Origin of the sequence: Streptomyces sp. T028 (assembly GCF_048159505.1) — a bacterium.
Taxonomy (GTDB): Bacteria; Actinomycetota; Actinomycetes; order Streptomycetales; family Streptomycetaceae; genus Streptomyces.
The window spans coordinates 37356-60563 of the sequence record NZ_JBLRVZ010000035.1 but is presented as its reverse complement, the minus strand read 5'-3'; the positions used below and the strand labels follow the sequence as shown (position 1 = coordinate 60563).

Genomic DNA, 23208 nt, shown 5'->3' with positions numbered 1-23208 from the left:
GAGGCTACTTCCGGTCCTGCTGGAGGGTGGCCCACAGTCCGTAGCCGTGCATGGCCTGCACGTCGCGTTCCATCTCCTCGCGAGAGCCGCTGGAGACGACCGCCCGGCCCTTGTGGTGGACGTCGAGCATGAGCTTGGTGGCCTTGTCCTTGGAGTAGCCGAAGTACGTCTGGAAGACGTACGTCACATAGCTCATGAGGTTGACCGGGTCGTTGTGGACGATCGTGACCCAGGGGACGTCCGGCTCGGGGACGGCGAAAACCTCCTCCGCCGATTCGGTGCGTTCGATCTCAAGGGGAGCGGGTGACGTCACATGGCCCATGCTGCCACGGGCCCCACAAATCGTCACACTGACGCAAAGGGGTGTAGCATCTGTCGCCATGAACACAGCGGACCTTGGGCTGCCGGTGGACGTTCCCTCTACGGCGCTCTTCACGGACCAGTACGAGCTGACCATGCTGCAGGCCGCCCTGAAGGCCGGCACGGCCGAGCGGCGCAGCGTGTTCGAGGTCTTCACCCGGCGGCTGCCGGAGGGGCGGCGCTACGGCGTCGTCGCGGGCACCGGGCGGGTCCTGGACGCCGTCGAGAACTTCCGCTTCGACAACGGCGTCCTGCGGTTCCTGCGCCAGCGGGGCATCGTCGACGACGAGACGCTGGACTGGCTGGCCGCCTACCGCTTCTCGGGTGACGTCTGGGGCTATCCGGAGGGCGAGGTCTACTTCCCGGGCTCGCCGATCATGCGGGTCGAGGGCTCCTTCGCCGAGTGCGTGCTGCTGGAGACCGTGATCCTGTCCATCCTCAACCACGACTCCGCGATCGCGGCCGCCGCATCCCGGATGTCCTCGGCCGCCGGGGACCGGCCGCTGATCGAGATGGGCGCCCGCCGCACCCACGAGCTCGCCGCGGTCGCCGCGAGCCGCGCCGCGTACGTCGGGGGCTTCGCGTCCACCTCCGACCTGGCCGCCGGTTTCCGCTACGGCATCCCGACCGTGGGCACCAGCGCCCACGCCTTCACTCTCCTGCACGACAGCGAGCGGGACGCCTTCCGGGCCCAGGTGGACTCCCTCGGCGGGGGCACCACCCTGCTCGTGGACACCTTCGATGTCGCCGAGGCCGTCCGTACGGCGGTGGAGGTGGCCGGGCCCGAGCTGGGCGCGGTCCGCATCGACTCCGGCGACCTGCTCCTCGTCGCCCACCGGGTGCGCCACCAGCTGGACGCCCTGGGCGCCGCGAACACGCGGATCATCGTCACCTCCGACCTCGACGAGTACGCCATCGCCTCGCTGGCGGCGGCGCCCGTGGACGCGTACGGCGTCGGTACGCAGCTGGTGACCGGGTCCGGGCATCCGACCTGCTCGATGGTGTACAAGCTGGTCGCGCGTGCCGAGTCCGCCGATCCGAAGGCGCCGCTGATACCGGTCGCCAAGCGGTCGACCGGCGGCAAGACCTCCATCGGCGGCCGCAAGTGGGCGGCGCGGCGGCTGGACGAAGACGGGGTCGCCGAGGCCGAGGTGATCGGCACCGGGCCGGTGCCCGGCGAGCTGGCCGACCGGCAGCTGTTGGTGGAGCTGGTCAAGGGCGGCGCCGTGGTCGGGCGCGAGCCGCTGGACGCCGTACGCGACCGTCATACGGCGGCCCTCGCCGGCCTGCCCCTGTCCGCGACGCAGCTCTCGCGGGGGGAGCCGGTGCTGGCGACCGAGTATCTGCAGGAGCGATAGCCCGGCGCCGCGCCCGGCCCACCCACCCGCCCGACTCGCTCGGGTGAAAGGTGCACCGGCCCCGGGGCTCCGCCCCGGACCCCGGGCTTGCCCACCCACCCGCCCGACTCGGTTGGGTGAAAGGTGCCCCAGCCCCGGGGCTCCGCCCCGGACCCCGGCGGGGACTGCGTCCCCCGCACCCCCACGGGGCCCCGCCCCCCTGCGCTCCCGGGCCGCTGGGCCCGGGCGGGGCACTGTTGCCGGGGGCGGAAAATCTCTAGGCTTGCTTACTTCACCCCATAGTCGACTCACTCAGTCGAAGGACACCGACCATGCGCCGCGCCTTGATCGTCGTAGATGTGCAGAACGACTTCTGCGAGGGGGGCAGTCTCGCGGTGGCCGGGGGGGCCGATGTCGCCGCCGCGATCACCGAGCTGATCGGGCAGGCCCCCGCCGGGTACCGGCACGTCGTGGCCACCCGTGACCATCACATCGCGCCCGGCGGCCACTTCGCCGACAACCCCGACTACGTCCACTCCTGGCCCGCGCACTGCGTCGCCGGCACCGAGGGCGTCGGCTTCCACCCGAACTTCGCCCCGGCGGTCGCCTCCGGCGGCATCGACGCCGTCTTCGACAAGGGCGCCTACGCGGCCGCGTACAGCGGCTTCGAGGGCGCCGACGAGAACGGCGTCAAGCTGGGCGACTGGCTGCGGGCCCGGCAGATCGACGAGGTCGACGTCGTCGGCATCGCCACGGACCACTGCGTACGGGCCACCGCGCTGGACGCGGCCCGCGAGGGGTTCCGTACGACCGTCCTGCTCGACCTGACCGCCGGAGTGGCCCAGGACACCACCGACCGCGCGCTCGAGGAGCTGCGGACGGCCGGGGTGGAGCTGACGGGGAAGCCCGTCGTGGCCTAGGCAGGTCCTAGGCCGCCGCTCCCCGGAGCAGGGCTCTGATCGGTCTCCAGGGTTCCGGGACCGTGGCCGGGACAGCGTTGTCGGGGGTCGTGCGCCAGATCAGGCCGTCCGGGTGGTGGAGTACGGCCGTGATCTCGTCCGGGGTCGGCGGTGCCGCGTTGCCGCGGAGGTAGACGGCGCGCAGGCCGAGGTTGCGGAGCCTGGTCAGGGCCCGGGCCCGGTTCTGGGCGTGGACGAGGAAACGGACGGCGGCGTCCGGGTCCGCGGCGGTCGGGCTGGGCAGGTTCAGGGCCACCACGACCCTGCCGTTCGGCAGCTTGCAGAAGCCTCCTGCGGCCATGCGGTCACACCCCCGTGCGAGTCGGTATCGAGGTCGGCGTCAATAACGGAGTCACAGGAGGCACCTAAACACGACCGGCGGCAACCCGCCAAGGGGTTGCCGCCGATACGCTTTTGACCTGCGGGTTTTTAGATCACTTAGCCGAGGGGCCGACCTTCACCGTGATCGTCGAGCCGCTCAGGGGCTCACTGACGATCTTGATCGAGGTGTTGGTGTCAGTGACCTTGACGCCCGCGAGCGGGTTCGTGGCGTCGTAGTACGCCGACTTGCCGTCGTCGAAGACCGGGACGCCCGGAAGCGACTTGATCTTGGTCGCGACGTCCGCCTTGTGCAGCGTGATCGCGTCCGTCCGGTACCAGCTGAAGGTGGAGTCGTAGGACTGGATGCGGTTGCGCATCAGCGTGCCGTCGGCCCACTTCAGCGGGGTCGGGTGCGCGTCGATCGGGAGGATCTGGCCCTCACCCGGGTGGGCGCTGGTGTTGTCGTCCGCCTGGGAGGTGTCCCACTTCCAGATCAGCAGACCGTTCTGGTAGGCGTAGTGCTCCACCCAGTCCGGACGGGTCGTCGAGAAGCCGAAGTTGTACGGGCCGACCTTGAGGGTCTTGTCGTACGACACGTACTGGCGGTTCTCGGCGATGTAGTACTGCGCGTAGTCGTCCGTGATGGCCGCGCCGATACGGGAGAAGCCGTTCGCGGTCCAAGCGGCGTCCGCCGCCTCCGCGTTGTCGGAGAACAGGGTCGCGCCGTCGGCGGTCACCGTGATCTCGTCGGCCGCGAAGCCCTTCTGGGCCACGCCGCCGTCGGTGGCGTAGCGGAAGCGCAGGCTGATCTGCTGGCCGGCGTAGGCGTCCAGCGGGAACGTCAGCTTCTGGTAGGCGTCCACCGTGCCGGTGAGGGCGGGCTTGCCGCTGCCGTCACGCGGGATGGCGGTGCCGTCGGCCAGCGTGCCGTCGATCGGGGTGTAGTTGGCGCCGCCGTCGGTGGAGACCTCGGTGTACAGGTAGTCGTAGTCCTGCTCGATGTCCCACCAGCCGTCCAGCGTCAGGGACGCGGAGGTCTTGCCGGTCAGGTCGACCGTGCGGGTCAGCGTGTTGCGCAGGTCGTCGCCGCTGCCGCTCCACCACTGGGTGGAGCCCTGCGCCGGGGTGACGACCTCGGTGGTGACCGTCTTCTCGGGCAACTGCACCACGAGCGCCTGGGCGTTCTTGGTGTTGTACTCCGCGACGCCCAGCTTGTGGGTGGACTTCTTGCCGGCGAAGGCGACGTCGTAGTCCAGCCAGCCGAGCTGGAGCTTGTCCCAGGCGTTCATGTCGCCGGGCAGGTCGCCGATGGAGTCCTTGCCGGTGCCGAGCCAGGAACCGGAGGACATCAGGGTCCAGAAGCCGGTGGAGTTCTCGCCGCCGCCGGAGGTGTCGTACTCGTCCGGCAGGCCGAGGTCGTGGCCGTACTCGTGGGCGAAGACGCCCAGGCCGCCGTTCTCCGGCTGGATGGTGTAGTCGCCGACCCAGATGCCGGTGTCGCCGATCTGGGTGCCGCCGAGCTTGTTGGTGTCCGGGCCGGTCGCGCCGGCGTCGGTGGCGAAGGCGTACCAGCGGTGCGCCCAGATGGCGTCCGCGCCCTGGGCGCCGCCGCCCGCGGACTCGTCCTCGCCGGCGTGCACGATCTGGAAGTGGTCGATGTAGCCGTCGGACTCGTTGAAGTCGCCGTCGCCGTCGAAGTCGTAGCGGTCCCACTGGTCGAACTCGGCCAGCTCCGCCTGGATCTCGGCGGCCGTGTCACCGGCGGCCTCACGCTCGGCGACCCAGGCGTTGACACCGTCCTGGACCGCGTACCAGGCGCCGGTCGGGGCGTCGTTGGAGCCGTAGCGGGCCTCGTTGTAGGGGACCTTGACCCAGTCGGTGACCTCGCCCTCGACCGAGTAGCGGCCCGAGGACTGCTTCTCGTAGTACTTCTTCAGCGACTCGGTGTTCTTGCCGGTGCCGAAGTACAGCTCCTCGAAGTGCGCCTGGTCGTAGTCCGCCTGCCAGGCCGTGGAGTTGTTCGTCGCGCGGTCCGGCGCGGCTATCTCGTTGTGCAGCGGGCCGACCGTGCCGCCGTAGCGGGAGTCGATCTGGTCGCCGAACTCGACCAGGATCGTGAAGATCTTGTCGGTCTTCTCGCGGCCGAGTTCGACGTACTTGCTGTCGCCCTTGCGGCTGTCGAGCTTGACCACCTTGGAGCCGTCGCGGTCCTTGACGGTGGCCTCGCCGGATATGACCTGCTTGAGGGCCTCCTCGCGCTGGGCCTCCTGCGTCTTGCTGAGCGGGCCGTCGAAGTCGTGCTCCTTGGCCTTGGCCGGCTGCGGGTCCTGCCGGTCCACCGCCGCCGCGCCGGCCGCACTTCCCTCGGCGGCCTGCGCCACGGCGAACGTCGTGAACGTCGTCGTGGCCGCCGCGAGGGCGACGACCGTCGCGGCCGTTCTGAACGTCCAGGATCTACTGGTCAACTTGATGTCCTCCCCTAACGCGACCGTCCGCGCGGAAGGGGGGTCCTTGTCAGGAGTGTTGTCAAGGAGAGTCCGCGCGCGGTTATACGCGTGTAGTCAAGTGACGCCATTTGACTACTGGTTTACGAGAAAAAACAGACCTTGACTTGGACAGATCAAGTGCATTATTGAGAGCCGGTGTTCGCATTGCGGACACATGACCGTAACGTGACGAACGCTCCCGACGGCGCTCCGGCCACCGCCCGCCGCTTCGAACGGGCGCGCGAGACCGTCCACTTGCTGGACGCCATGACTCCGTGCGCCCCCTGTGCACCGGCACCGTGGGTTAGGTCACGCTTACCGTTGGTTCCCCTCGGGCATGCAGGCCAATAGAGTCGAGATCGCCCCCGCTTCCGAGGACACGATTGCCATGCCTCGTCCGACTGTCGCACAGCTCACGTACGGTTCCTGCACCGTCATCTTCTCGACGCTCGCCATGCTGCTGCTGTCACAGACGAGTTCGGGACCCGGGATCGCCGTCGTCGCCGTCGCCGCGCTCGCGCTCGGCGTGCTCGTCGCCCTGACGGTGCCGGTGACGCGGTCGTCACCCGACCCCGTGCCGCAACAGCGGCCAGAGCAGCAGGCGGTGCCCGAGCCGGTGCCCGTACCCGCCTCCGTGGCCGCCGCGCCCGAGCCCGTCCGGGAACCGACGGCACCCTGACCGAACAGCGAACCGCGAACCGCGTGGAACAGCGTGAAGGAAAGGGCCCGAGCCCTGTGACTCGGGCCCTCCTTCGTGCTGCGGCACGTCAACTGAGGCTGACCACCACCGTCTTGGCCGCCTTGTCGTGCAGACCCTGCTTGTACGGCTTGTCGAAGTAGCTCCAGCCGCCCGCGATCGCGGTCCACACACAGGCGCAGCAGAACGCGAACGGGATCCACAGCACCAGGGCGCGCACCAGCGAGGTCTGCCACGAGGGCGTGGAGCCGTCGTCCAGGACGGCGACCCGCATGCCGAACCACTTCTTGCCGAGGGTCTGGCCGTTCCGGGCGATCAGGATCGTGTCGTACGCGACGTAGCAGACGGCCGTGATGATCTCGCGCCCGAGCGTCTTGCCGAACTCGATCTTGTCGGCGTCGACCGTGTACTGGTCGACACGGAAGACCCACACCAGCAGCGCCACCACGATGTAGACCAGCACCATGTCGATGATCCGGGCGAGGGTGCGTTTGCCGCTGTCGGCGAGCGGGGGCATCCCGGCGAGCGGATCGGCCGGGTAACCGCCGTACGCGTCACCGCCCTGGCCGCCGTAGGGACCGCCGCCGCCCGAGTACGGCGGGGGCGGTTCCCCGTCGTACGGCGTGTCGTACGGCGAGCCCCGCGGCGGCTCCCGTGAGGGTTCCTGTGGCGGCTCCTCCGGCGGCTCCCGTGGGGGGTGTTTCCGAAGCGGGTCGTCCTCCGGCGGGCCGCCGGAGCCGGGGGGCGGTTCGGTGGTCATGGCCCGAGTGGAACCCGCGGCCCGGACCACCGCATCCGGCGAGCGTCCGTACGGGTGCCGGAGTCCGTACGGGTGTCAGAGTCCGTACGGGTGTAGGAGCACGGGTGTCACCCTGCGACGAACGTGTGTGCGGCCTTGTCGTGCCAGCACTGGCGCCACGGCCGGTCGAACACTCCCCATACGACACCCACGACACCGATCACCAACAGTCCGGGCACGCTGTAGACGAGCCAGCGGAGCACGGCCGCGCCGAAGGCCGGGGGCTCGTGGCCCTCGATGTCCCGGACCTGCAGACCGAGCAGTTTCTTGCCCAGCGTGCGCCCCCATTTGGCGGTCGGCAGAGCCTCGTACACGATCCCGAAGACGAGCAGGACGGCGAGGACGACACCGAGGTAGACGGACGTGGTGCCGTCCAGCAGCCACACCGTGACGGTCCGTCCGGTGAGCTTGGCCTCGTCGATCTTGTCGTTGACGTGGTCGAGGGCCTTCACCCCGAGCGGTACGGCGGCGGCCGAGGTGACGGCGGCGAGGACGAGCGTGTCGACCAGGCGTGCCGCGAACCGCTTCCCCAGTCCCGCGGGCCGGGCCGCCGCCTGCCGGCGGGCGGCCGCCTGGAAGATGTCCTCGACGGGCGGCTTCCAGGGCCCGGGCTGCTCGTCGGCCCCCGCCAGCCGGTGCACCTGCTGCGCCCAGGAGGACTGTCCCCCGCCGGGGCCGGCGGCCATCGGGGCGGAGGCGGCCATCGGGGTGGCGGCGGGTGCCTGGGCGGCGGCCGGTGCCTGGGGGGCGGCCTGGGCGGGGACCGACTGCTGTGGGACGCCCGGCGCGGGCTGCGGCGCCGTGGTGAGCCCGCCCACCTGCCCGGCGGCAGGCGGAAAGGCACCGGGACCCTGCGGGGCGGGGGGCTGCTGAGAGGGACCCTGCTGGGCGGGCAGCTGCCCGGCCGGGCCCTGGAGGCCGGGGGTGCCCTGGAGGCCGGGGGTGCCCTGGAGGCCGGGGGTGCCCTGTGCCTGGGCCGCCTGGCCCGCCTGGGCCGTCTGAGCCGCCTGGGCGGCCGCCCGCTCGGCGGCGGCCTTGCCCGCTCCGAAGCCGGGCTTGGCGAGGGCGGCAGCGGCGGCTCCCGCCGCGTCGGCGCCTCCGGCCGCGTCCCTCGCCGTGGGACGGCGGAAGACGAACGTGCCACCCGACACCACGTCACCGGCCCCCGCCCCGGCCTCCGGCTCCGCCGGCGGGATCGACGCCGTACCGTCCGTACTCGCCGACCATCCGTCGGGCTGCCCCGGCACCACACCCTGCCCCTGCCCCTGCCCCTGCGCCCTCGGGTCCGGTCCCTGTGCCGGTGCGCCCCAGGACACCCTGCGGTCCTGGTCGCCGCCGAAGCCGGACTGGTGGGAGCGGTCGGCGCCCCACGCCGAGGCGGGCTCGGGACGACCGCCGCCGACCTGGTCGGCCGGGTTCGGGTCCTCGTCGAAGAAGTGCGGGCCGGTCTCCTCCACGGGCGACGCCGGGGGCGTGAGCGGCGTACCGTCCGACGGGGCCGGGCGGCTGGTGCCCGGTACCCAGGCGGAGCCGTTCCAGTACCGGACGTATCCGGGGATGGACGGGTCCGGGTAATACCCCTCGCGGGGCCTGTCGTCGCCGGGGGCCGGGGTTGGGGCGCTCATGTCCGTCGTCCCGTATCTGCTCGGAGGTGGGTTGGGGGCATCCACATCTACCAGACGGACGCAACCCCCACCGCCAGTCCCGCCGTACCCGCCCCTTTCCGGGCAACCCCGTGCACACGCTTCACACGTTCGGAACCGTCCGCCACGGCTCCCCGACACCCCCGGACACTCCCCGACCGGGGTCGTGGAATGGGGCGTGGAAAGAAGTGTGGAAAAAAGTTCTGCGAACCCGCGTAATGCTCCGCGTCCCTGCCGCTCTCTCCCTCCGTACACATCCGTACGGAGAGGAGAACGACCATGCATCACACCGTGGTGGAGCGTGAACTGGAGCTCCAGCTCATCCTGTCGCCGGAGCGCAGCATCCCGGTCCCGGCCCGGCTGGGCTACCGCAGCGACGACCCGTTCGCCGTGCATGTCATCTTCCACATCAACTCCGAGCACCCCGTCCACTGGACGTTCGCCCGGGAGTTGCTGGTGGAGGGGGTGTTCCGGCCCTGCGGGCACGGGGACGTGCGGGTGTGGCCGACGAAGTCGGAGGGGCGCAGTGTGGTGCTGATGGCGCTCAGCTCCCCCGACGGCGACGCCCTCCTCGAGGCGCCGGCCGCGCAGGTGTCGGCCTGGCTGGAACGGACGCTGCGGGCGGTGCCGCCGGGCACCGAGGGCGGGCAGCTCGGCCTGGACGAGGGTCTGGCCGAGCTGCTCGCCCGGTGAGCGGGCCCGCGGGAGAGGATCAGAACAACTTGCCCGGGTTGAGGATCCCCAGCGGGTCGAACACCTGCTTGACGGCCCGCTGCATCTCCAGCCCCACCGGTCCGATCTCGCGCGCCAGCCACTCCTTCTTCAGGACGCCCACGCCGTGCTCGCCGGTGATCGTGCCGCCGAGTTCCAGACCGAGGGCCATGATCTCGTCGAAGGACTCGCGGGCGCGCCGGCACTCGTCGGGGTCCTGGGCGTCGAAGCAGACGGTGGGGTGGGTGTTGCCGTCGCCGGCGTGGGCGACGACGCCGATGGTCAGGCGGTGCTTGTCGGCGATGCGTTCCACGCCCTCGATCAGGTCGCCGAGCCGGGAGCGGGGCACGCACACGTCGTCGATCATCGTGGTTCCCTTGACGGCCTCCAGGGCGACGAGGGACGAACGCCGGGCCTTCAGGAGGAGTTCGGACTCCGCCGCGTCCTCGGCCGGGACCACCTGGGTGGCGCCCGCCTCCGTGCACAGCGCACCCACGGCGGCGAGGTCGGCGGCCGGGTCGGTGGTGTCGAAGGCGGCCAGGAGGAGGGCCTCGGTGGACTCGGGCAGGCCCATGCGGGTGAGGTCGTTGACCGCCTTGACGGTCGTACGGTCCATCAGCTCCAGCAGGGACGGCACATGCCCTCCCGCCATGATCCGGCAGACCGCGTCGCAGGCGGCGGCCGCCGACGCGAACTCCGCCGCCAGCACGAGCTGCCGCGGCGGCTGCGGCCTGAGGGCCAGGACGGCGCGTACGACGATGCCGAGCGAGCCCTCGGAGCCCACGAACAGCCGGGTCAGGTCGTACCCGGCGACGCCCTTCGCGGTGCGGCGGCCGGTGGACATCAGCCGCCCGTCGGCCAGGACGACGTCGAGGCCGAGGACGTACTCGGCCGTCACCCCGTACTTCACACAGCACAGCCCGCCGGAGGCCGTGCCGATGTTCCCGCCGATCGTGCACATCTCCCAGCTGGAGGGGTCGGGCGGGTAGGAGAGGCCGTGTTCGCCGACCGCGCGGGAGAGCGTGGCGTTGACGACGCCCGGTTCGACGACGGCGATGCGGTCGACCGGGCTGATCTCCAGGATGCGGTCCATCCTCGTCAGCGACAGCACGACGCAGCCGTCGGTGGCGTTGGCGCCGCCGGACAGGCCGGTGCGGGCGCCCTGCGGGACGACGGGCAGGCGCAGCTCGGTGGCGGTGCGCATGACGTGCTGGACCTGTTCGACGGTGCGGGGCAGCACGACGACGGCCGGGGTGCCGGCCGGGCAGAAGCTCGCCATGTCGTTGGCGTACGAGGCGGTGACGTCGGGGTCGGCGAGGACGGCGTCGGCGGGCAGGCCGGCGAGCAGACGGTCGACGAGGTTGCCCGTGACCTCGTCGCGTGGCGCTTCGATACGGCTCATGATCACAGGTTCGCACCCGGGGCCATCGGTGTGAACCCCGTCCCCGGCGGCCGTCACCTGCCCGGGCGCGGCCCGCGCGCTGTCGCACAGTGAGCGCCATGGACAGCGTCGTACGGAACGAAGAGAACACCGCGGGCGAGGCCTCCTCCCTCGAAGCGCCCTGGTACCGGCGGCGGGCGCCGGTCGGCCCGCTCGTGGGGGCTCCTCTCGTGGGGGCTCTCGTCGGGGCTCTCGTGCTGGCCGGTGGGGCGGTGCTGCTGTGGGGGCCCGGGGAGCGGGCGGAGCGCGGTGCGGCGGCGCCGGCCGCGGGGGCGCAGGCGGGCGCGGCGGTGGGGGCGGGGGTGCCGGCGGCGCTGCCGGGGCTGGCGGAGCTGATCGACGAGCGGGAGAGCCGGGTGCGGGAGCATCCCCGGGACGCGGCGGCGTGGGCCGTGCTCGGTGCGGCGTACGTCGAGCAGGGCCGGCGCACCGCCCGGGCGGCCGTCCTCTACCCGAAGGCCGAGCGGGCGCTGCGGACCTCGCTGAAGGTGCGGCCGCAGGGCAACCCCGAGGCGCTGGACGGGCTGGCCGCGCTGGCCAACGCGCGCCGGGACTTCCGGGAGGCGCGGGCGTGGGCGGAGGCCGCGCACAAGGCGGCGCCGGCGCGCTGGACGACGTACGGGCAGCTCATCGACGCGTACACGGGCCTCGGCGACTACAAGAAGGCCCGCACGGCGCTGGAGGGGCTGCTGAAGCTGCGGTCGGGTCCGGCCGTGCGGGCGCGGGCGGCGGGCGTGTACTGGGCGCAGGGCCACCGGGAGGACGCGCAGGCCGCGCTGGCCGACGCGGCGGCCGGGGCCTCCTCCCCCGCCGAGGAGGCCGCGTGGCTGGAGCGGGCCGGGCAGCTGGCCTTCGAGCGCGGTGAGCGGGAGAGCGCGCTCGCCCACTTCCGGGCGGCCCTGCGGCAGGACCCGGACCAGCGGGCCGCCCAGGCGGGCCAGGGGCGGGCGCTGGCGGCGCTGGGCCGGACCGCGCAGGCGCTGACCGCGTACCGGAAGGCGCTCGCCGGGCAGCCACTGCCCCAGTACGCGCTCGAACTGGGCGAGCTGTACGAGTCGTTGGGGCGGTCGCGTCAGGCGCGGGAGCAGTACGCGCTGCTGCGGGAGCGGGTGCGCCGGGACGCGGCGGGCGGGGTGGACGGGGAGCTGGTGCTCGGGCTGTTCGAGGCGGACCACGGCGAACCGGCGTCTGCGGTACGGCGGTTGCGGGCAGAGTGGGAGCGCCAGCCGGGCATCGCGGTCGCGGACGCGCTCGGCTGGGCACTGCACCGGGCCGGTGACGACAAGGAGGCGCTGAAGTACGCCGTGATCGCCACCGACCGGGTGCACGGAGGAACGGTGCTCAGCGCGCCGTACTCCTACCACCGGGGCGTGATCGAACTGGGGTTGGCGCGGACGGCGAACGCCCGCCGCCATCTCCAGGAGGCGCTGCGGCTGAACCCGTACTTCTCCCCGCTGCACGCCCGGGCGGCCCGGATCGCGCTGGCGAGGCTGGGCGAGGTGCCGGACGCGCCGCTGCCGGAGTCGTGACGGTGCCGGACCAGAGTCATGACGGCGCGTCACCATGCGCGCAGCTGCTACGACTTGTCCTTCGCCGCCTTGTAGTAGAGGGAGAAGCGGCGGGATCCGGCCGTGCCGGAGGCGAAGCCCATGTAGAGGCGGGAGCCGCGTACGGCGAGGCCCTCGGGTTCGCGGTAGGCGAGGGTCTGGCCGGCTCCGGTGCGGGTGCGCTGGAGGAGCTTTCCGGTGCGGACGTCGATGCAGGAGAGGTAGGCGTTGCCGCGTTTGGCGGGCGGGTTGGTGACGGCGTCGTAGGCGGTGCCGGCGAGCTGGTAGACGTGGTCGCCGTGCAGGGCGTACCCCTGGAAGGGGATCTCCGGGTCGGGGTGGGCGCCGGTCTGGGCGAAGTCGGCGACCGGGTCGTCGTAGTCGCGGTCGACGAAGGACTCGAGGTTCCAGACGCGGTAGCGGGGCTTGCCGTCCATGCGGTAGCGGACCGAGATCCGCTTGGAGGTCATGCAGACCGAGGGCTGGTTGTTGGTGGACCCGGGTATCGGCTTGCGGATCTTGACGTCCTCGGCGGTGCGGACGGCGCCGGCGACGAAGCGGAAACGCGTGACGCCCTGGCCGTAACCGTTCTTGGAGGCGGCCTCGGTCCAGATCCAGACGGTGCCGTCGGCGGCGTTCTGCACGCCCATGCTGACGCCGTGCCCGAAGCCCTGGAGATACATGTGGCCGGTCGAATTGCCCTTGTAGTCGAGGCGGTTGAGGCACAGGTTGCCCGCCTCCTCGCCGTTCTTCCGCACCTGGAGGACGTAGAGGTGCTTGTGCGTCTCGTCGAAGGCGAAGGACTGCAGGACCGTGCCCTCCCGCAGGGCCCTGCCGGCCAGCCAGCTCACGGCCGGTACGGCCAGGTCGAAACGGTCTGCCACGGTCCACCCTCACTTTCGGCGGGGGCCCCGTCGCGGTGACTACAGGTTGCCCCGCTTCGCCTGCTCACGCTCGATCGCCTCGAACAGGGCCTTGAAGTTGCCCTTGCCGAAGCCCATCGATCCGTGGCGCTCGATGATCTCGAAGAACACCGTAGGGCGGTCCTGCACCGGCTTGGTGAAGATCTGGAGAAGATATCCGTCCTCGTCGCGGTCGGCGAGGATCTTCAGCTCGCGCAGGGTCTCCACGGGCACCCGGGTGTCGCCGACCCATTCGCCGAGAGTGTCGTAGTACGAGTCGGGGGTGTCGAGGAACCGGACCCCGGCCGCGCGCATGGTGCGGACGGTCTGGACGATGTCGTTGGTGTTGAGCGCGATGTGCTGGACGCCGGCTCCGCCGTAGAACTCCAGGTACTCGTCGATCTGGGACTTCTTCTTGGCGATCGCGGGCTCGTTGATCGGGAACTTGACCTTGAGGGTGCCGTCCGCGACGACCTTCGACATCAGGGCGGAGTACTCGGTGGCGATGTCGTCGCCGACGAACTCCTTCATGTTCGTGAAGCCCATGACCTTGTTGTAGAAGCCGACCCAGTCGTTCATGCGGCCGAGTTCGACGTTGCCGACGCAGTGGTCGATCGCCTGGAAGGTGCTCCCCCAGCCTTCGGCCGGGAGGTGCCCCCACGCGGGCGGTTCGACGATCGGGTCGGCGGCGACGAAGCCCGGGAGGTAGGGGCCGTCGTAGCCGGAGCGGTCGACGAGGGTGTGGCGGGTCTCGCCGTAGGTGGCGATCGCGGCGAGCACGACGGTGCCGTACTCGTCCTTCAGCTCGTACGGCTCGGCGACGGAGCGGGCGCCGTGCTCGACGGCGTAGGCGTACGCGGCGCGCGCGTCCGGGACCTCGATGGCGAGGTCGACGACGCCGTCGCCGTGCTCGGCCACATGCCGGGCGAGGAAGTGGCCCCAGGTGGTGGCCGTTTTGACGACGGAGGTGAGGACGAACCGGGCCGAGCCGTTGGTGAGCACGTACGACGCGGTCTCACGGCTGCCGGTCTCCGGGCCCGCGTACGCGACCAGTTTCATGCCGAAGGCGGTGGAGTAGTAGTGCGCCGCCTGCTTGGCGTTGCCCACGGCGAAGACGACCGCGTCCATTCCCCTGACCGGGAAGGGGTCGGCCTGCCGGGCGGTGTCGGGAACGTGGTGTGTGGTCTGCGTCATAGTGAAAGCCTCACTCCGCAGCGCAAGGTGCGCAACAGTTCGCTTTCTGGCTGGTCAATCCGGTCAGTGGTACGACGGTGACAGCGGACTTTCTGCACAGGGTGACCATCTCGGAGGCGGGCGTGGCGATCGATCATCTGGACGGGCGGATCATCGTGCTGCTGGCGAGGGAGCCGAGGATCGGGGTGCTGGAGATGTCCCGGCGGCTCGGGGTGGCGCGGGGGACCGTGCAGGCGCGCCTGGACCGGCTTCAGTCGAGCGGGGTCATCAGGGGCTTCGGACCAGAGGTCGACCCGGCGGCTATCGGCTACCCGGTGACGGCCTTCGCCACCCTGCAGATCCGGCAGGGGCAGGGGCCGGACGTACGGGCCCACCTCGCCACCGTCCCGGAGGTCCTGGAGCTGCACACCACCACCGGCACCGGGGACATGCTGTGCCGGCTGGTGGCCCGCTCCAACGCCGACCTCCAGCGGGTCATCGACCGGGTCGTCGGTTTCGACGGGATCGTGCGGGCGTCGACGGCGATCGTGATGGAGAACGCGGTGCCGTTGCGGATCATCCCGCTGGTGGAGCAGGCGGCCGGGGAGAAGGGGTGAGGGCGGGGCGCGCGGGCGAGTTACAAAGAAGGTGTTGCAAAGGAGTCTTTGCAACGATACCTTGGCATGCATGACCGAGCCTCGGGATCCACAGGTACGCCAACTCGACGCGCGCTCCCTGCGCGGGCTGGCGCATCCCCTGCGCATGCAACTGCTCGACGCCCTGCGCTTCGGCGGTCCCGCCACCGCTTCGCAACTCGCCGAGAAACTTGGTGAGTCCAGCGGAGCCACCAGCTACCACCTGCGCCAGCTCGCCGCCCACGGCTTCGTCGAGGACGATCCCGAGCGGGGCAAGGGCCGGGAGCGGTGGTGGAAGGCCGCCCACCGGGGCCTGAGCTTCGACGACTCACTGCTCACGGACGCCGACCCGGCCGTGCGCGGGGCGGCGGACATGTATCTGCACGAGGTCGCGACCACCCAGACCCAGGACCTGTCGACCTGGCTGGGCAACCGGTCCTCCTGGCCCGATGAGTGGAACCGCGCCTGGGACATGAGCAGCTACACGCTACGACTCACCCCCGAGCTCACCCGCGAACTCGCGCAGAAGATGCACGCCCTGATCGAGACGTACCGCGACCGGGCCGCCGACGCGGACGACGCCGACACCGCCCAGGTCCGCCTGCACACGCACACCTTCCCGCTCACGCCAGATGGAGAGAGGCCCCAGTGATCACCCCCGAGACCCACCTCGCCCTGCACCACGCCCGCGCCGCCGAGTTGCACGCCTTAGCCGCGGCCCACCGTCTCACCTCGGAAGCCCGACGCCCCCGCGCCCTGCGCACCCGCCTCGGCTGGACCCTCGTAGAAGTGGGACTGCGACTGGCGACACCGAAGCCGGCCGCGCTGGTCCCCCAGCCCTAGCAGCTGGGGACGGAGCCCTTGCCGCTCTCCAGGGCGGTGAGCGCGTTCACCGCGCCCTTGAGGGTGGTCACCGGAATCAGCCGGAGGCCCTTGGGCAGCTCGGACTTGGCTTCGCCGCACTCGTCCTTCGGCACGAGGAAGACCGTGGCCCCGTCCCGGCGGGCGGCCTGCGTCTTCAGGGCGACGCCCCCGACCGCGCCGACCGAACCGGCCGCGTCGATGGTGCCGGTCCCGGCGATGGTGCGGCCGCCGGTGAGATCGCCGCCGTCGCCGTTGCCGTCGAGCTTGTCGACGATGCCCAGCGAGAACAGCAGCCCGGCGCTCGGGCCGCCGACGTCGGACAGCTTCAGCGTGACCTTGATGCCGTCGTCCGTGCGGTCGAGGTAGCGCAGGGCGGCCTCGGTCGCCGCGTCCTGGGACTCCTCCATCTGCTCGGTGTTGTGCTGCTCGATCTCCTTGGTGGACTGCCCGCTGGGGTAGACCGAGTCGCGCGGCATGATCGCCTGGTCGCTGCGGAACCAGCCGTCGATCACATCGCCGAGCCGGACGTCGGCGTCGGGACCGGTCGCCTCGATCGTCGTCATCCGCAACTGGCCGGAGGTGTCGCGGGTGGGCGCACCGGAGATCGTGATCACCGGGGTGCCCTGGTTCTCGCCCAGTACGTTCGCCGTCATCCCGGGCTGCGCCACCGAGAACGGCAGCGGCGCGAACACGGCAGTCGCGAGCAGCCCCGCAAAGGGCACAGCGCAGACACCGACAGCCTGGAAACGTGTGAGACGAGAGAGCACGGTGTCAATGTACGACGTAGCTACGGGCAGTCGCGCCGCCGGGGCACACGTCACAGCTGCGGGCAGTCGTACTGCCGGGGCACACGCCGCAGCTGCGGGCAGTCGTGCCTCCCCCAGTGCCTTAAAGGCCTGGGAGGTGCCCCCAGGCGGCACGGGTGGGCGCAGCGGCACCCCGCAAGCGCGGGCAAGTGAAACCCACCCCCGGCCCACACCAGCGCGGTCAGCGCAACGCCTCCGCCACCTCCCGAGCCGCGTCCACCACCCGCGGCCCCACCCGCTCCGGCACCGCATCCGCCAGCATCACCACCCCCACACTCCCCTCAACCCCGGTCACCCCGAGCAACGGCGCCGCAGCCCCACTCGCCCCCGCCTCCAACTCCCCGTGCATGAGCGTGTACCCCGGCTCCTCCGCGAGCTTCTGCCGCGCCGCGAGAATCGCCCGCCCCGCGGCCCCACGGTCCAGCGGATGCCGGAACCCGGCCCGGTACGCCACGTGATAGTCCGTCCACGACGGCTCGACGACGGCCACGGCCAGCGCGTCCGCCCCGTCCACCAGCGTCAGATGCGCGGTCGCCCCTATGTCCTCGGCCAGCGACCGCAGCGCGGGCAGCGCCGCCTCACGGACCAGCGGATGCACCTGGCGGCCCAGCCTCAGCACCCCGAGGCCGACCCGGGCTCGCCCGCCCAGATCACGCCGTACGAGGGCATGCTGCTCCAGCGTGGCGAGCAACCGGTACACGACGGTCCGGTTCACGCCCAGTTTCTGGGAGAGCTCGGTGACGGTCAGCCCGTGGTCGGTGTCGGCCAGCAGCTTGAGGACCTTCAGGCCCCGGTCGAGCGTCTGGGAAGTCTCCGCGGTCACGACGCCCACTCCTTTGGTGGTGAGGTCGGCAGCCCCCGTCGCGGCGGATGCGTCACCGAGTCCCGTCAGTGACGCGCTTCAGAGGCCGCCGATCGGCAGAGGGGCCCGGCATGTCCGGGCCCGGTCGCTTCACGGCTGCGCTCCGCGGCGGCGCTGCCACGGGGCGTGTGCGTAGCGGGACAGTAGCGAAGCAGGTTCGCTGAGCGGAAGAGAACGTCCAGAATCCGGTCATCAGCCGGTACGGACCACTAGTATTTGCCGCGCTTTTGCCGCGAAATGTCGCCCCACCAGGGAAGTCACCGGGGCTGTGACCGGTGACCGCTCACTTCATCCGGGTCGCCCACTCCTGGACCTTGGCGATGCGCTGCCGCAACTGCCCCGCCGTCGCCTCCGCGGCCGCCGGTCCCCCGCACGTCCGCCGCAGCTCGGTGTGGATGACCCCGTGCGGCTTGCCGCTCTGGTGGACGTACGCGCCGACCATCGTGTTGAGCTGACGCCGCAGCTCCATCATCTCCTTGTGCGAGACGACGGGCCGCCGCTCGGCCGGCAGCTCCAGCAGATCCGCCTCCGCGTCCGGCTTCTTCTTGCTGTGCGCGATCTGCTTGGCCTGCCGCTTCTGCAGCAACAGTTGCACCTGCTCGGGTTCCAGGAGCCCCGGGATGCCGAGGTAGTCCTGTTCCTCCTCGCTCCCCGGGTGGGCCTGCATGCCGAACTCGGCGCCGTTGTACATGACCCGGTCGAAGACGGCGTCGGACTCCAGCGCCTCGAAGGGCAGCATGTCCTGGTCGCCGGTGTCCTCGTCCTGCTGCTTCTCCGCCTCCTGGAGGAGCTTGTCCTCCTCGGCGTACGGGTCCTCCTCGCCCTCCTTCTTGGGCTTGTCGAGGACGTGGTCGCGCTCGCGCTCCATCTCGTTGGCGAAGCCGAGCAGGTCCGGCACGGTCGGCAGGAACACGGACGCGGTCTCGCCGCGCCGCCGCGACCGTACGAAACGACCGACGGCCTGTGCGAAGAACAGCGGCGTGGAGATGGTCGTCGCGTACACCCCGACCGCGAGCCGGGGCACGTCGACGCCCTCGGACACCATCCGCACCGCGACCATCCACCGGTCGGTGCTGCCGCTGAACTCGTCGATCCGGTTCGAGGCACCGGCGTCGTCGGAGAGCACCACGGTCGCCCTGTCCCCGGTGATCTCCCGGATGAGCTTGGCGTACGCGCGCGCCGAGTCCTGGTCGGAGGCGATGACGAGGGCGCCCGCGTCCGGGATCGACTTCCTGACCTCGGTGAGCCGCTGGTCGGCGGCGCGCAGCACGCTCGGCATCCACTCACCGCGCGGATCCAGGGCCGTACGCCACGCCTGGCTGATCGCGTCCTTGGTCATCGGCTCGCCGAGCCGCGCGGCGATCTCGTCACCGGCCTTGGTGCGCCAGCGCATGTTGCCGCTGTAGGAGAGGAAGATGACGGGCCGCACGACGTGGTCGGCGAGCGCGGAGCCGTAGCCGTACGTGTAGTCGGCGGAGGACCGCCGGATCCCGTCGGCGCCCTCCTCGTACGCGACGAAGGGGATGGGGTTGGTGTCGGACCGGAAGGGCGTACCGGTCAGCGCCAGCCGCCGCGTCGCCGGCTCGAAGGCCTCCAGGCACGCCTCGCCCCACGACTTGGAGTCACCGGCGTGGTGGATCTCGTCGAGGATCACGAGGGTCTTGCGCTGCTCGCTGCGGTTGCGGTGCAGCATCGGCCGTACGCCGACACCCGCGTAGGTCACCGCGACGCCGTGGTAGTCCTTGCTGAGCGGTCCGGCGCTGTACTCGGGGTCGAGCCGGATCCCTATCCTCGCGGCCGCCTCCGCCCACTGCTTCTTCAGATGCTCGGTCGGCGCGACCACCGTCACCTGCTGCACTACATGGTGGTGCAGCAGCCAGGAGGCGAGGGTCAGCGCGAAGGTCGTCTTGCCGGCGCCTGGTGTGGCGACGGCGAGGAAGTCGCGCGGCTGCTCCTGGATGTACTTCTCCATCGCCCCCTGCTGCCAGGCCCGCAGCTTGCTGGCGGTACCCCAGGGGGCGCGGCCCGGGAAGGCGGGAGAGAGGTGGTGGGAGTGGGAGGTGGCGGCGGTGGTAGTCACGGTCTCCGTACGGGGTTGGGCGGCTCGGCTACGTATGACAACCGGGCCACCCTACCGGCGGGCCGGGACCGTCATCGCGCGAACGGGGCCGGGTCGCCGCCGGGTGGGATTCACGTCACAGTCACGGGGAGCAGGACCGGCTCAGCGTGCGAAGCCCGGCAGCTGGGCTGCGATCTTGGGTACGTCCAGGGCGCCTTGGCAGACGTCCAGGACGAACCGCTCCGCTTCATCCACGTCGAAGTCGGCGTCCAGGGGGTGGCCGTTCATGTGGAGGAAGACCCAGGTCGCGTACCAGGCGATGCGCTTGTTCCCGTCCACAAGCGCGTGGTTGCGGGCCAGGGACTCCATCAGTGCCGCGGCCTTCTGCCATACGTCCGGGTACGCGTCCTGCCCGAACACGCTCGATTGGGGACGAGCCAGAGCCGAGTCCAGCAGCCCGTAGTCGCGCACCTCGTCCGCCCCGAGTCGCTTCGCCAGGTTCAGCAGCTCCGGCAGTGTGAGGTAGTGCATCAGGCGAGCCTCCGGTTCAGCTCGGCGCTGGCCTTCAGCACGTGCTCGGCGGCCTCGTTGAACAGACGTGAGTGCTCGTTTACAGCCGCGATCACCGCATCGTGCGCGAAAGCCTGCATGCTGCGCCCCTCCGCTGTCGCGCGCTCGCGCAGGGCATCGAGTTCTTCGTCCGTGAAACGCAGGTTCAGTGCAGCCATGCCGCGATGGTACCGCATGGTACCGCCTGGTGCCGGCGCACTTCCGCCCGCACCAGGCGGCGCCCCCGGGAGCGCTCAGCGCTTGAGCGTGAAGGTGAAGTCGCCGGAGAGCCTGCCGCTCAGCCGGACCGCCGAGACGAGCTTCCCCTCCGCGATCAGTCTCTCGACCTCGGCCCGCGAGAGACCGCACCCTTCGGCGATCAGCCGCACCGGCCGGACAGGGATCCGCGCCGCGAAGCGGACCGAGACGTCGATCACCTCGCGGTCCGGATGATCCGATCCGCCGGTGTCGAGGCGCCAGGCGCCGTCCCAGTCGAGGGCGATGCGGTTACGGCGCCGCACGACCGGATCCTGGAGCAACTCGGCTGCCAGGCCGGGGTCGTTGTCGTGCATCCGGTCCAGCAGCTCGGGTCGTACGGAGCGTACGTTCATCCGCTCCAGGATCGTGAGCTTCGCCGTGTCCCCGCATTCGGTGCAGAGCACGAGGAGCCAGGCGTCGAGGAGCTTGTGGTTCGCGTTGACGCGGAACTTGCCGTTTGCCCGGAAGCGCTCGGACGCGCATGCGTGGCAACGGCGGAGGACGGTGGGCAGGCAGGTGGGCATGACCACCCAGCTATTGAGCACAGAAGTACACCGGTTTCAGTGAGAAATCCGCAGCAAAAAGGAGCACGGCGCACGCATGTGCGCGACGCGCGACAGATCAGCTCTCGGGAGGTCTCACAGGGTGTACAACGGCACGTCCTTGCCTGGACGACTTGGGTCGGCAGCACGGTAACGGCGTACGGCGGCGCCGCTCCACTGGTTTTCGAGCGCCGCACCGTCGGGCTCCATCCGGCGGATGGTGAACGGGCGCCGCTCACGCGGTCGGCTGTGTCGCCCGCCGTTCATGCAGCCGGGTGGTCACCCACGCCCCGATCAGCGCCACGCCGGCCATCGGCAGGAACACGGCGGCGAAGGCGCCCGGATGGGAGGAACCCCCGGCCGCCGTCGCCGTGTGCGCCACGCTCCCGCCCCCCAGCGCGGCGAAGGCGGCACCGCCGGCCGCGAGGAGCAACGCGTTGGACAGGCCGTCCGAGATCTGCAGCGCGGCGGAGTTGGCGCCGGCCTCCTCGGGCGGGGACAGTTTCAGCAGCAGCACGCTGGTGGAGGAGACCACGAGCCCCATCCCGAAGCACCCGATCCCCCACGCGACGGCCACGGTCCAGGCGGGCACGGAGTGCACGAGCACACTGGGCGCGGTGGCGATGGCCCCGGCGACCAGCACCATGCCGGCCGTCATCAGCCGCTCCCGGTACGGCTCCGCCCAGGCCCGGGTCTGCACCCACGATCCCAGCGCCCAGGTCCCGCCGGCGGCCGCGAGCGAGAACCCGGCGAGGGTCGGGCTCAGCCCCCGTTCGGTGACGAGCATCAGCGGCACGAAGGACTCGGCGGAGATGAAGGCTCCGGCGGCGAGCCCGCGCAACAGCACCACGGACGGCATGCCCCGGGCCGCCCGCCAGGTCCCGCGCGGCAGCAGCCCGAGCACGGCGGGCCCGAGCAGCGCGAGCCCGGCCGCGACGGGAAGGACGGAGAGGGGCCGCAGATCCTGGGCGCCGTACTGGAGCAGTCCGGCCCCGAGGGAGATCATCAGAGCGAGCCGGATCCGCCGCCGGTCGAAGGAGGCCGCGGCCCCCTCGCCCACGGGTCCACCGGCCCGCCGCCGTATCTGGGGCAGCGCGAGCGCCAGCGGAGGCAGGACCAGTACGGGTATCCCGAGGAAGACCCACCGCCACCCCAGCTGCTCGGTCACGGTGCCCGCCGCGAGCGGCCCGACGATGGACGGCACGACCCAACAGGCGGCGAAGGCGGCCATGATGGCCGGCCGCAGCCGCTCGGGATAGGCCCGCCCGACCACCACGTACAGAGCGACGATGACCAGCCCACCCCCCAGCCCCTGCACGGCCCGCCCGAGAATGAACACCCACATGCTCCCGGCGGTCCCGGCCACCACCAGCCCGGCCCCGAAGGCGGCGATCCCGCTCCCCAACGCCCCGAGCGGCCCGCGCCGGTCCGACCACTGCCCGGCGAGCACCATCCCGAACAGACTGGTGGTGAAGTACCCGGAGAACGCGAAGGCGTACAACGCCACCCCACCCAACTCCCGGGCGGCGACCGGCATGGCCGTTCCCACCGCGGTCGCCTCGAACGCGATGAGCAGCACGACCGACACGATCCCGACGGTGAGGGCCCGATAAGCCCTCCCGAGAACCCGCTCCCCCTTCCCCTTCCCCTCCCCCTCACCCGAACCGGACCGAACACTCTCGTCCACGACACCTGAGTCACGCGGTTCCAGGGCTGCCATGCCCGCAAGCGTAAGGTCCACCACCGACATTGACCCCTGTCAGAAGACGGACCCCCACCTCCACCCTTGGTCGTACGCCTCCCCGGTTTCATGAACGCGGTATGGCAGCCTCATTGCAGCGCCCCCGGTTCCCTTGAGCCGACCACCACCCCACCCATACGGTCATCCCACCGAGACGGAACGGGCCTCAACCCCCGGTTCCCGACCCGGCCGTGTGCCCGAGTGGTTCAGGGACTCGCCTGCGCCGCATCCATCAGCGAGCTCCGCTCGCGGGGAGTTACGCGGGTCCGATTCCCGCCACGGCCGAAGGCGAGGAGTTCCTTCTCGGTGAACGGCCGTGTGCCCGAGTGGTTCAGGGACTCGCCTGCAAAGCGAGTTACGCGGGTTCGATTCCCGCCATGGCCTCCACGCTGGACTACTACCGGGCGCTGTTCCCCTCGGACTTGGGCAAACCCCGTCCTGTTCCCCGGATTTAACCTCCGCCCCCTTGGCGACTCCCTCTCTACGCGCGTAACTTGAGCCGACCCCCACAGCGTC

23 protein-coding genes and 2 tRNA genes are annotated in these 23208 nt (G+C 71.1%); 10 read left to right on the top strand and 15 right to left on the bottom strand.

Translation table 11 applies throughout. The annotated features are described in order from the left end of the window. Positions 1-4: 4 nt before the first annotated feature. Positions 5-322 carry an ATP-dependent Clp protease adapter ClpS gene (gene clpS, locus ACLZN2_RS32160; RefSeq protein ID WP_399104939.1) on the bottom strand — a complete coding sequence of 106 codons (318 nt, stop codon included), beginning with the start codon at positions 320-322 and terminating at the stop codon, positions 5-7. A gap of 58 nt (positions 323-380) precedes the next feature. Here clpS and ACLZN2_RS32155 point away from each other — a divergent pair, with 58 nt between their 5' ends. Together ACLZN2_RS32155 and ACLZN2_RS32150 are read left to right on the top strand one after the other, a co-directional pair. Continuing rightward, positions 381-1718: a nicotinate phosphoribosyltransferase gene (locus ACLZN2_RS32155; RefSeq protein WP_416982913.1), complete on the top strand. Its 1338-nt coding sequence runs from the start codon at positions 381-383 to the stop codon at positions 1716-1718. Between the two features lie 311 nt (positions 1719-2029). Next, a complete protein-coding gene (locus tag ACLZN2_RS32150; RefSeq protein ID WP_416982912.1) occupies positions 2030-2617 on the top strand; it encodes an isochorismatase family protein in 588 nt (195 codons plus the stop codon). Between the two features lie 7 nt (positions 2618-2624). On the opposite strand, the gene ACLZN2_RS32145 is transcribed toward ACLZN2_RS32150, so the two are convergent. Together ACLZN2_RS32145 and ACLZN2_RS32140 are read right to left on the bottom strand one after the other, a co-directional pair. After that, positions 2625-2957, bottom strand: coding sequence for a hypothetical protein (locus tag ACLZN2_RS32145; RefSeq protein ID WP_416982911.1), 333 nt, complete (start codon positions 2955-2957; stop codon positions 2625-2627). 133 nt (positions 2958-3090) lie between these two features. Next, a complete protein-coding gene (locus tag ACLZN2_RS32140) occupies positions 3091-5442 on the bottom strand; it encodes an immune inhibitor A domain-containing protein (protein ID WP_416982910.1) in 2352 nt (783 codons plus the stop codon). A gap of 409 nt (positions 5443-5851) precedes the next feature. On the opposite strand from ACLZN2_RS32140, the gene ACLZN2_RS32135 reads away from it, so the two are divergent. Next, positions 5852-6142: a hypothetical protein gene (locus tag ACLZN2_RS32135; protein WP_416982909.1), complete on the top strand. Its 291-nt coding sequence runs from the start codon at positions 5852-5854 to the stop codon at positions 6140-6142. 88 nt (positions 6143-6230) lie between these two features. Here ACLZN2_RS32135 and ACLZN2_RS32130 read toward each other — a convergent pair whose 3' ends face one another. Both ACLZN2_RS32130 and ACLZN2_RS32125 read right to left on the bottom strand, forming a co-directional pair. Further along, complete coding sequence (locus ACLZN2_RS32130; RefSeq protein ID WP_416982908.1) at positions 6231-6920, bottom strand: RDD family protein; 690 nt, start codon at positions 6918-6920, stop codon at positions 6231-6233. A 107-nt stretch (positions 6921-7027) separates the two neighbouring features. Further along, entirely contained in the window at positions 7028-8584 is a 1557-nt protein-coding gene (locus ACLZN2_RS32125) for an RDD family protein (protein ID WP_416982907.1), read from the bottom strand. Between the two features lie 297 nt (positions 8585-8881). Between ACLZN2_RS32125 and ACLZN2_RS32120 the strand changes: the two genes are divergently transcribed. After that, a complete protein-coding gene (locus ACLZN2_RS32120; protein WP_416982906.1) occupies positions 8882-9295 on the top strand; it encodes an SsgA family sporulation/cell division regulator in 414 nt (137 codons plus the stop codon). Positions 9296-9314: 19 nt separating this feature from the next. Here the strand turns inward: ACLZN2_RS32120 and ACLZN2_RS32115 are convergent, their stop codons facing one another. Next, positions 9315-10721 carry an FAD-binding oxidoreductase gene (locus ACLZN2_RS32115; RefSeq protein WP_416982905.1) on the bottom strand — a complete coding sequence of 469 codons (1407 nt, stop codon included), beginning with the start codon at positions 10719-10721 and terminating at the stop codon, positions 9315-9317. A gap of 92 nt (positions 10722-10813) precedes the next feature. On the opposite strand from ACLZN2_RS32115, the gene ACLZN2_RS32110 reads away from it, so the two are divergent. Continuing rightward, the gene (locus tag ACLZN2_RS32110; RefSeq protein WP_416982904.1) at positions 10814-12283 is read left to right on the top strand and encodes a tetratricopeptide repeat protein; all 1470 of its coding nucleotides are present in this window, start codon (positions 10814-10816) and stop codon (positions 12281-12283) included. Between the two features lie 47 nt (positions 12284-12330). Here the strand turns inward: ACLZN2_RS32110 and ACLZN2_RS32105 are convergent, their stop codons facing one another. Together ACLZN2_RS32105 and hppD are read right to left on the bottom strand one after the other, a co-directional pair. Further along, positions 12331-13185 (bottom strand): Teichoic acid biosynthesis protein C (Precursor), encoded by an 855-nt coding sequence (locus ACLZN2_RS32105; RefSeq protein ID WP_416982903.1) that lies wholly within the window; start codon positions 13183-13185, stop codon positions 12331-12333. Between the two features lie 39 nt (positions 13186-13224). Beyond that, positions 13225-14397 carry a 4-hydroxyphenylpyruvate dioxygenase gene (gene hppD / locus ACLZN2_RS32100; protein ID WP_416982902.1) on the bottom strand — a complete coding sequence of 391 codons (1173 nt, stop codon included), beginning with the start codon at positions 14395-14397 and terminating at the stop codon, positions 13225-13227. 122 nt (positions 14398-14519) lie between these two features. On the opposite strand from hppD, the gene ACLZN2_RS32095 reads away from it, so the two are divergent. The 3 genes from ACLZN2_RS32095 (at position 14520) to ACLZN2_RS32085 (ending at position 15854) form a co-directional block, all read left to right on the top strand. After that, positions 14520-14993, top strand: coding sequence for an Lrp/AsnC family transcriptional regulator (locus tag ACLZN2_RS32095; protein ID WP_416982958.1), 474 nt, complete (start codon positions 14520-14522; stop codon positions 14991-14993). A 70-nt stretch (positions 14994-15063) separates the two neighbouring features. Beyond that, positions 15064-15663, top strand: coding sequence for an ArsR/SmtB family transcription factor (locus tag ACLZN2_RS32090; protein WP_416982901.1), 600 nt, complete (start codon positions 15064-15066; stop codon positions 15661-15663). After that, complete coding sequence (locus tag ACLZN2_RS32085) at positions 15663-15854, top strand: hypothetical protein (protein WP_416982957.1); 192 nt, start codon at positions 15663-15665, stop codon at positions 15852-15854. The genes ACLZN2_RS32090 and ACLZN2_RS32085 overlap by 1 nt, the downstream gene beginning before the upstream one ends. Here the strand turns inward: ACLZN2_RS32085 and ACLZN2_RS32080 are convergent. From ACLZN2_RS32080 to ACLZN2_RS32050, 7 genes are all read right to left on the bottom strand, one after another. Next, positions 15851-16642 (bottom strand): PDZ domain-containing protein, encoded by a 792-nt coding sequence (locus tag ACLZN2_RS32080; protein ID WP_416982900.1) that lies wholly within the window; start codon positions 16640-16642, stop codon positions 15851-15853. The two genes, ACLZN2_RS32085 and ACLZN2_RS32080, sit on opposite strands and share 4 nt — an antisense overlap. 220 nt (positions 16643-16862) lie before the next feature. Beyond that, positions 16863-17504: an IclR family transcriptional regulator gene (locus tag ACLZN2_RS32075; RefSeq protein ID WP_416982899.1), complete on the bottom strand. Its 642-nt coding sequence runs from the start codon at positions 17502-17504 to the stop codon at positions 16863-16865. A gap of 322 nt (positions 17505-17826) precedes the next feature. Then, the gene (locus tag ACLZN2_RS32070) at positions 17827-19623 is read right to left on the bottom strand and encodes a DEAD/DEAH box helicase (RefSeq protein ID WP_416982898.1); all 1797 of its coding nucleotides are present in this window, start codon (positions 19621-19623) and stop codon (positions 17827-17829) included. Between the two features lie 141 nt (positions 19624-19764). Then, on the bottom strand, positions 19765-20133 hold the full coding sequence (locus ACLZN2_RS32065; protein ID WP_416982897.1) for a type II toxin-antitoxin system death-on-curing family toxin: 369 nt from the start codon (positions 20131-20133) through the stop codon (positions 19765-19767). Next, entirely contained in the window at positions 20133-20330 is a 198-nt protein-coding gene (locus ACLZN2_RS32060; RefSeq protein ID WP_416982896.1) for a hypothetical protein, read from the bottom strand. The genes ACLZN2_RS32065 and ACLZN2_RS32060 overlap by 1 nt, the downstream gene beginning before the upstream one ends. Positions 20331-20405: 75 nt before the next feature. After that, positions 20406-20933 carry a DUF1062 domain-containing protein gene (locus tag ACLZN2_RS32055; RefSeq protein WP_416982956.1) on the bottom strand — a complete coding sequence of 176 codons (528 nt, stop codon included), beginning with the start codon at positions 20931-20933 and terminating at the stop codon, positions 20406-20408. A 253-nt stretch (positions 20934-21186) separates the two neighbouring features. Further along, a complete protein-coding gene (locus tag ACLZN2_RS32050) occupies positions 21187-22671 on the bottom strand; it encodes an MFS transporter (RefSeq protein WP_416982895.1) in 1485 nt (494 codons plus the stop codon). 208 nt (positions 22672-22879) lie between these two features. On the opposite strand from ACLZN2_RS32050, the gene ACLZN2_RS32045 reads away from it, so the two are divergent. Both ACLZN2_RS32045 and ACLZN2_RS32040 read left to right on the top strand, forming a co-directional pair. Continuing rightward, positions 22880-22977, top strand: a tRNA-OTHER gene (locus ACLZN2_RS32045). 27 nt (positions 22978-23004) lie between these two features. Continuing rightward, positions 23005-23079 (top strand) — tRNA-Cys (locus ACLZN2_RS32040). Positions 23080-23208: the final 129 nt, after the last annotated feature.

What these genes read in the sequence shown, in the direction of transcription:
- ACLZN2_RS32060 (WP_416982896.1), bottom strand. Translation starts at nt 20,330, where the DNA reads ATGGCTGCACTGAACCTGCGTTTCACGGACGAAGAACTCGATGCCCTG.
- ACLZN2_RS32065 (WP_416982897.1), bottom strand. Translation starts at nt 20,133, where the DNA reads ATGCACTACCTCACACTGCCGGAGCTGCTGAACCTGGCGAAGCGACTC.
- ACLZN2_RS32135 (WP_416982909.1), top strand. Translation starts at nt 5,852, where the DNA reads ATGCCTCGTCCGACTGTCGCACAGCTCACGTACGGTTCCTGCACCGTC.
- ACLZN2_RS32155 (WP_416982913.1), top strand. Translation starts at nt 381, where the DNA reads ATGAACACAGCGGACCTTGGGCTGCCGGTGGACGTTCCCTCTACGGCG.
- hppD (WP_416982902.1), bottom strand. Translation starts at nt 14,397, where the DNA reads ATGACGCAGACCACACACCACGTTCCCGACACCGCCCGGCAGGCCGAC.
- ACLZN2_RS32125 (WP_416982907.1), bottom strand. Translation starts at nt 8,584, where the DNA reads ATGAGCGCCCCAACCCCGGCCCCCGGCGACGACAGGCCCCGCGAGGGG.
- clpS (WP_399104939.1), bottom strand. Translation starts at nt 322, where the DNA reads ATGGGCCATGTGACGTCACCCGCTCCCCTTGAGATCGAACGCACCGAA.
- ACLZN2_RS32110 (WP_416982904.1), top strand. Translation starts at nt 10,814, where the DNA reads ATGGACAGCGTCGTACGGAACGAAGAGAACACCGCGGGCGAGGCCTCC.
- ACLZN2_RS32150 (WP_416982912.1), top strand. Translation starts at nt 2,030, where the DNA reads ATGCGCCGCGCCTTGATCGTCGTAGATGTGCAGAACGACTTCTGCGAG.
- ACLZN2_RS32130 (WP_416982908.1), bottom strand. Translation starts at nt 6,920, where the DNA reads ATGACCACCGAACCGCCCCCCGGCTCCGGCGGCCCGCCGGAGGACGAC.
- ACLZN2_RS32055 (WP_416982956.1), bottom strand. Translation starts at nt 20,933, where the DNA reads ATGCCCACCTGCCTGCCCACCGTCCTCCGCCGTTGCCACGCATGCGCG.
- ACLZN2_RS32145 (WP_416982911.1), bottom strand. Translation starts at nt 2,957, where the DNA reads ATGGCCGCAGGAGGCTTCTGCAAGCTGCCGAACGGCAGGGTCGTGGTG.
- ACLZN2_RS32050 (WP_416982895.1), bottom strand. Translation starts at nt 22,671, where the DNA reads ATGGCAGCCCTGGAACCGCGTGACTCAGGTGTCGTGGACGAGAGTGTT.
- ACLZN2_RS32090 (WP_416982901.1), top strand. Translation starts at nt 15,064, where the DNA reads ATGACCGAGCCTCGGGATCCACAGGTACGCCAACTCGACGCGCGCTCC.
- ACLZN2_RS32120 (WP_416982906.1), top strand. Translation starts at nt 8,882, where the DNA reads ATGCATCACACCGTGGTGGAGCGTGAACTGGAGCTCCAGCTCATCCTG.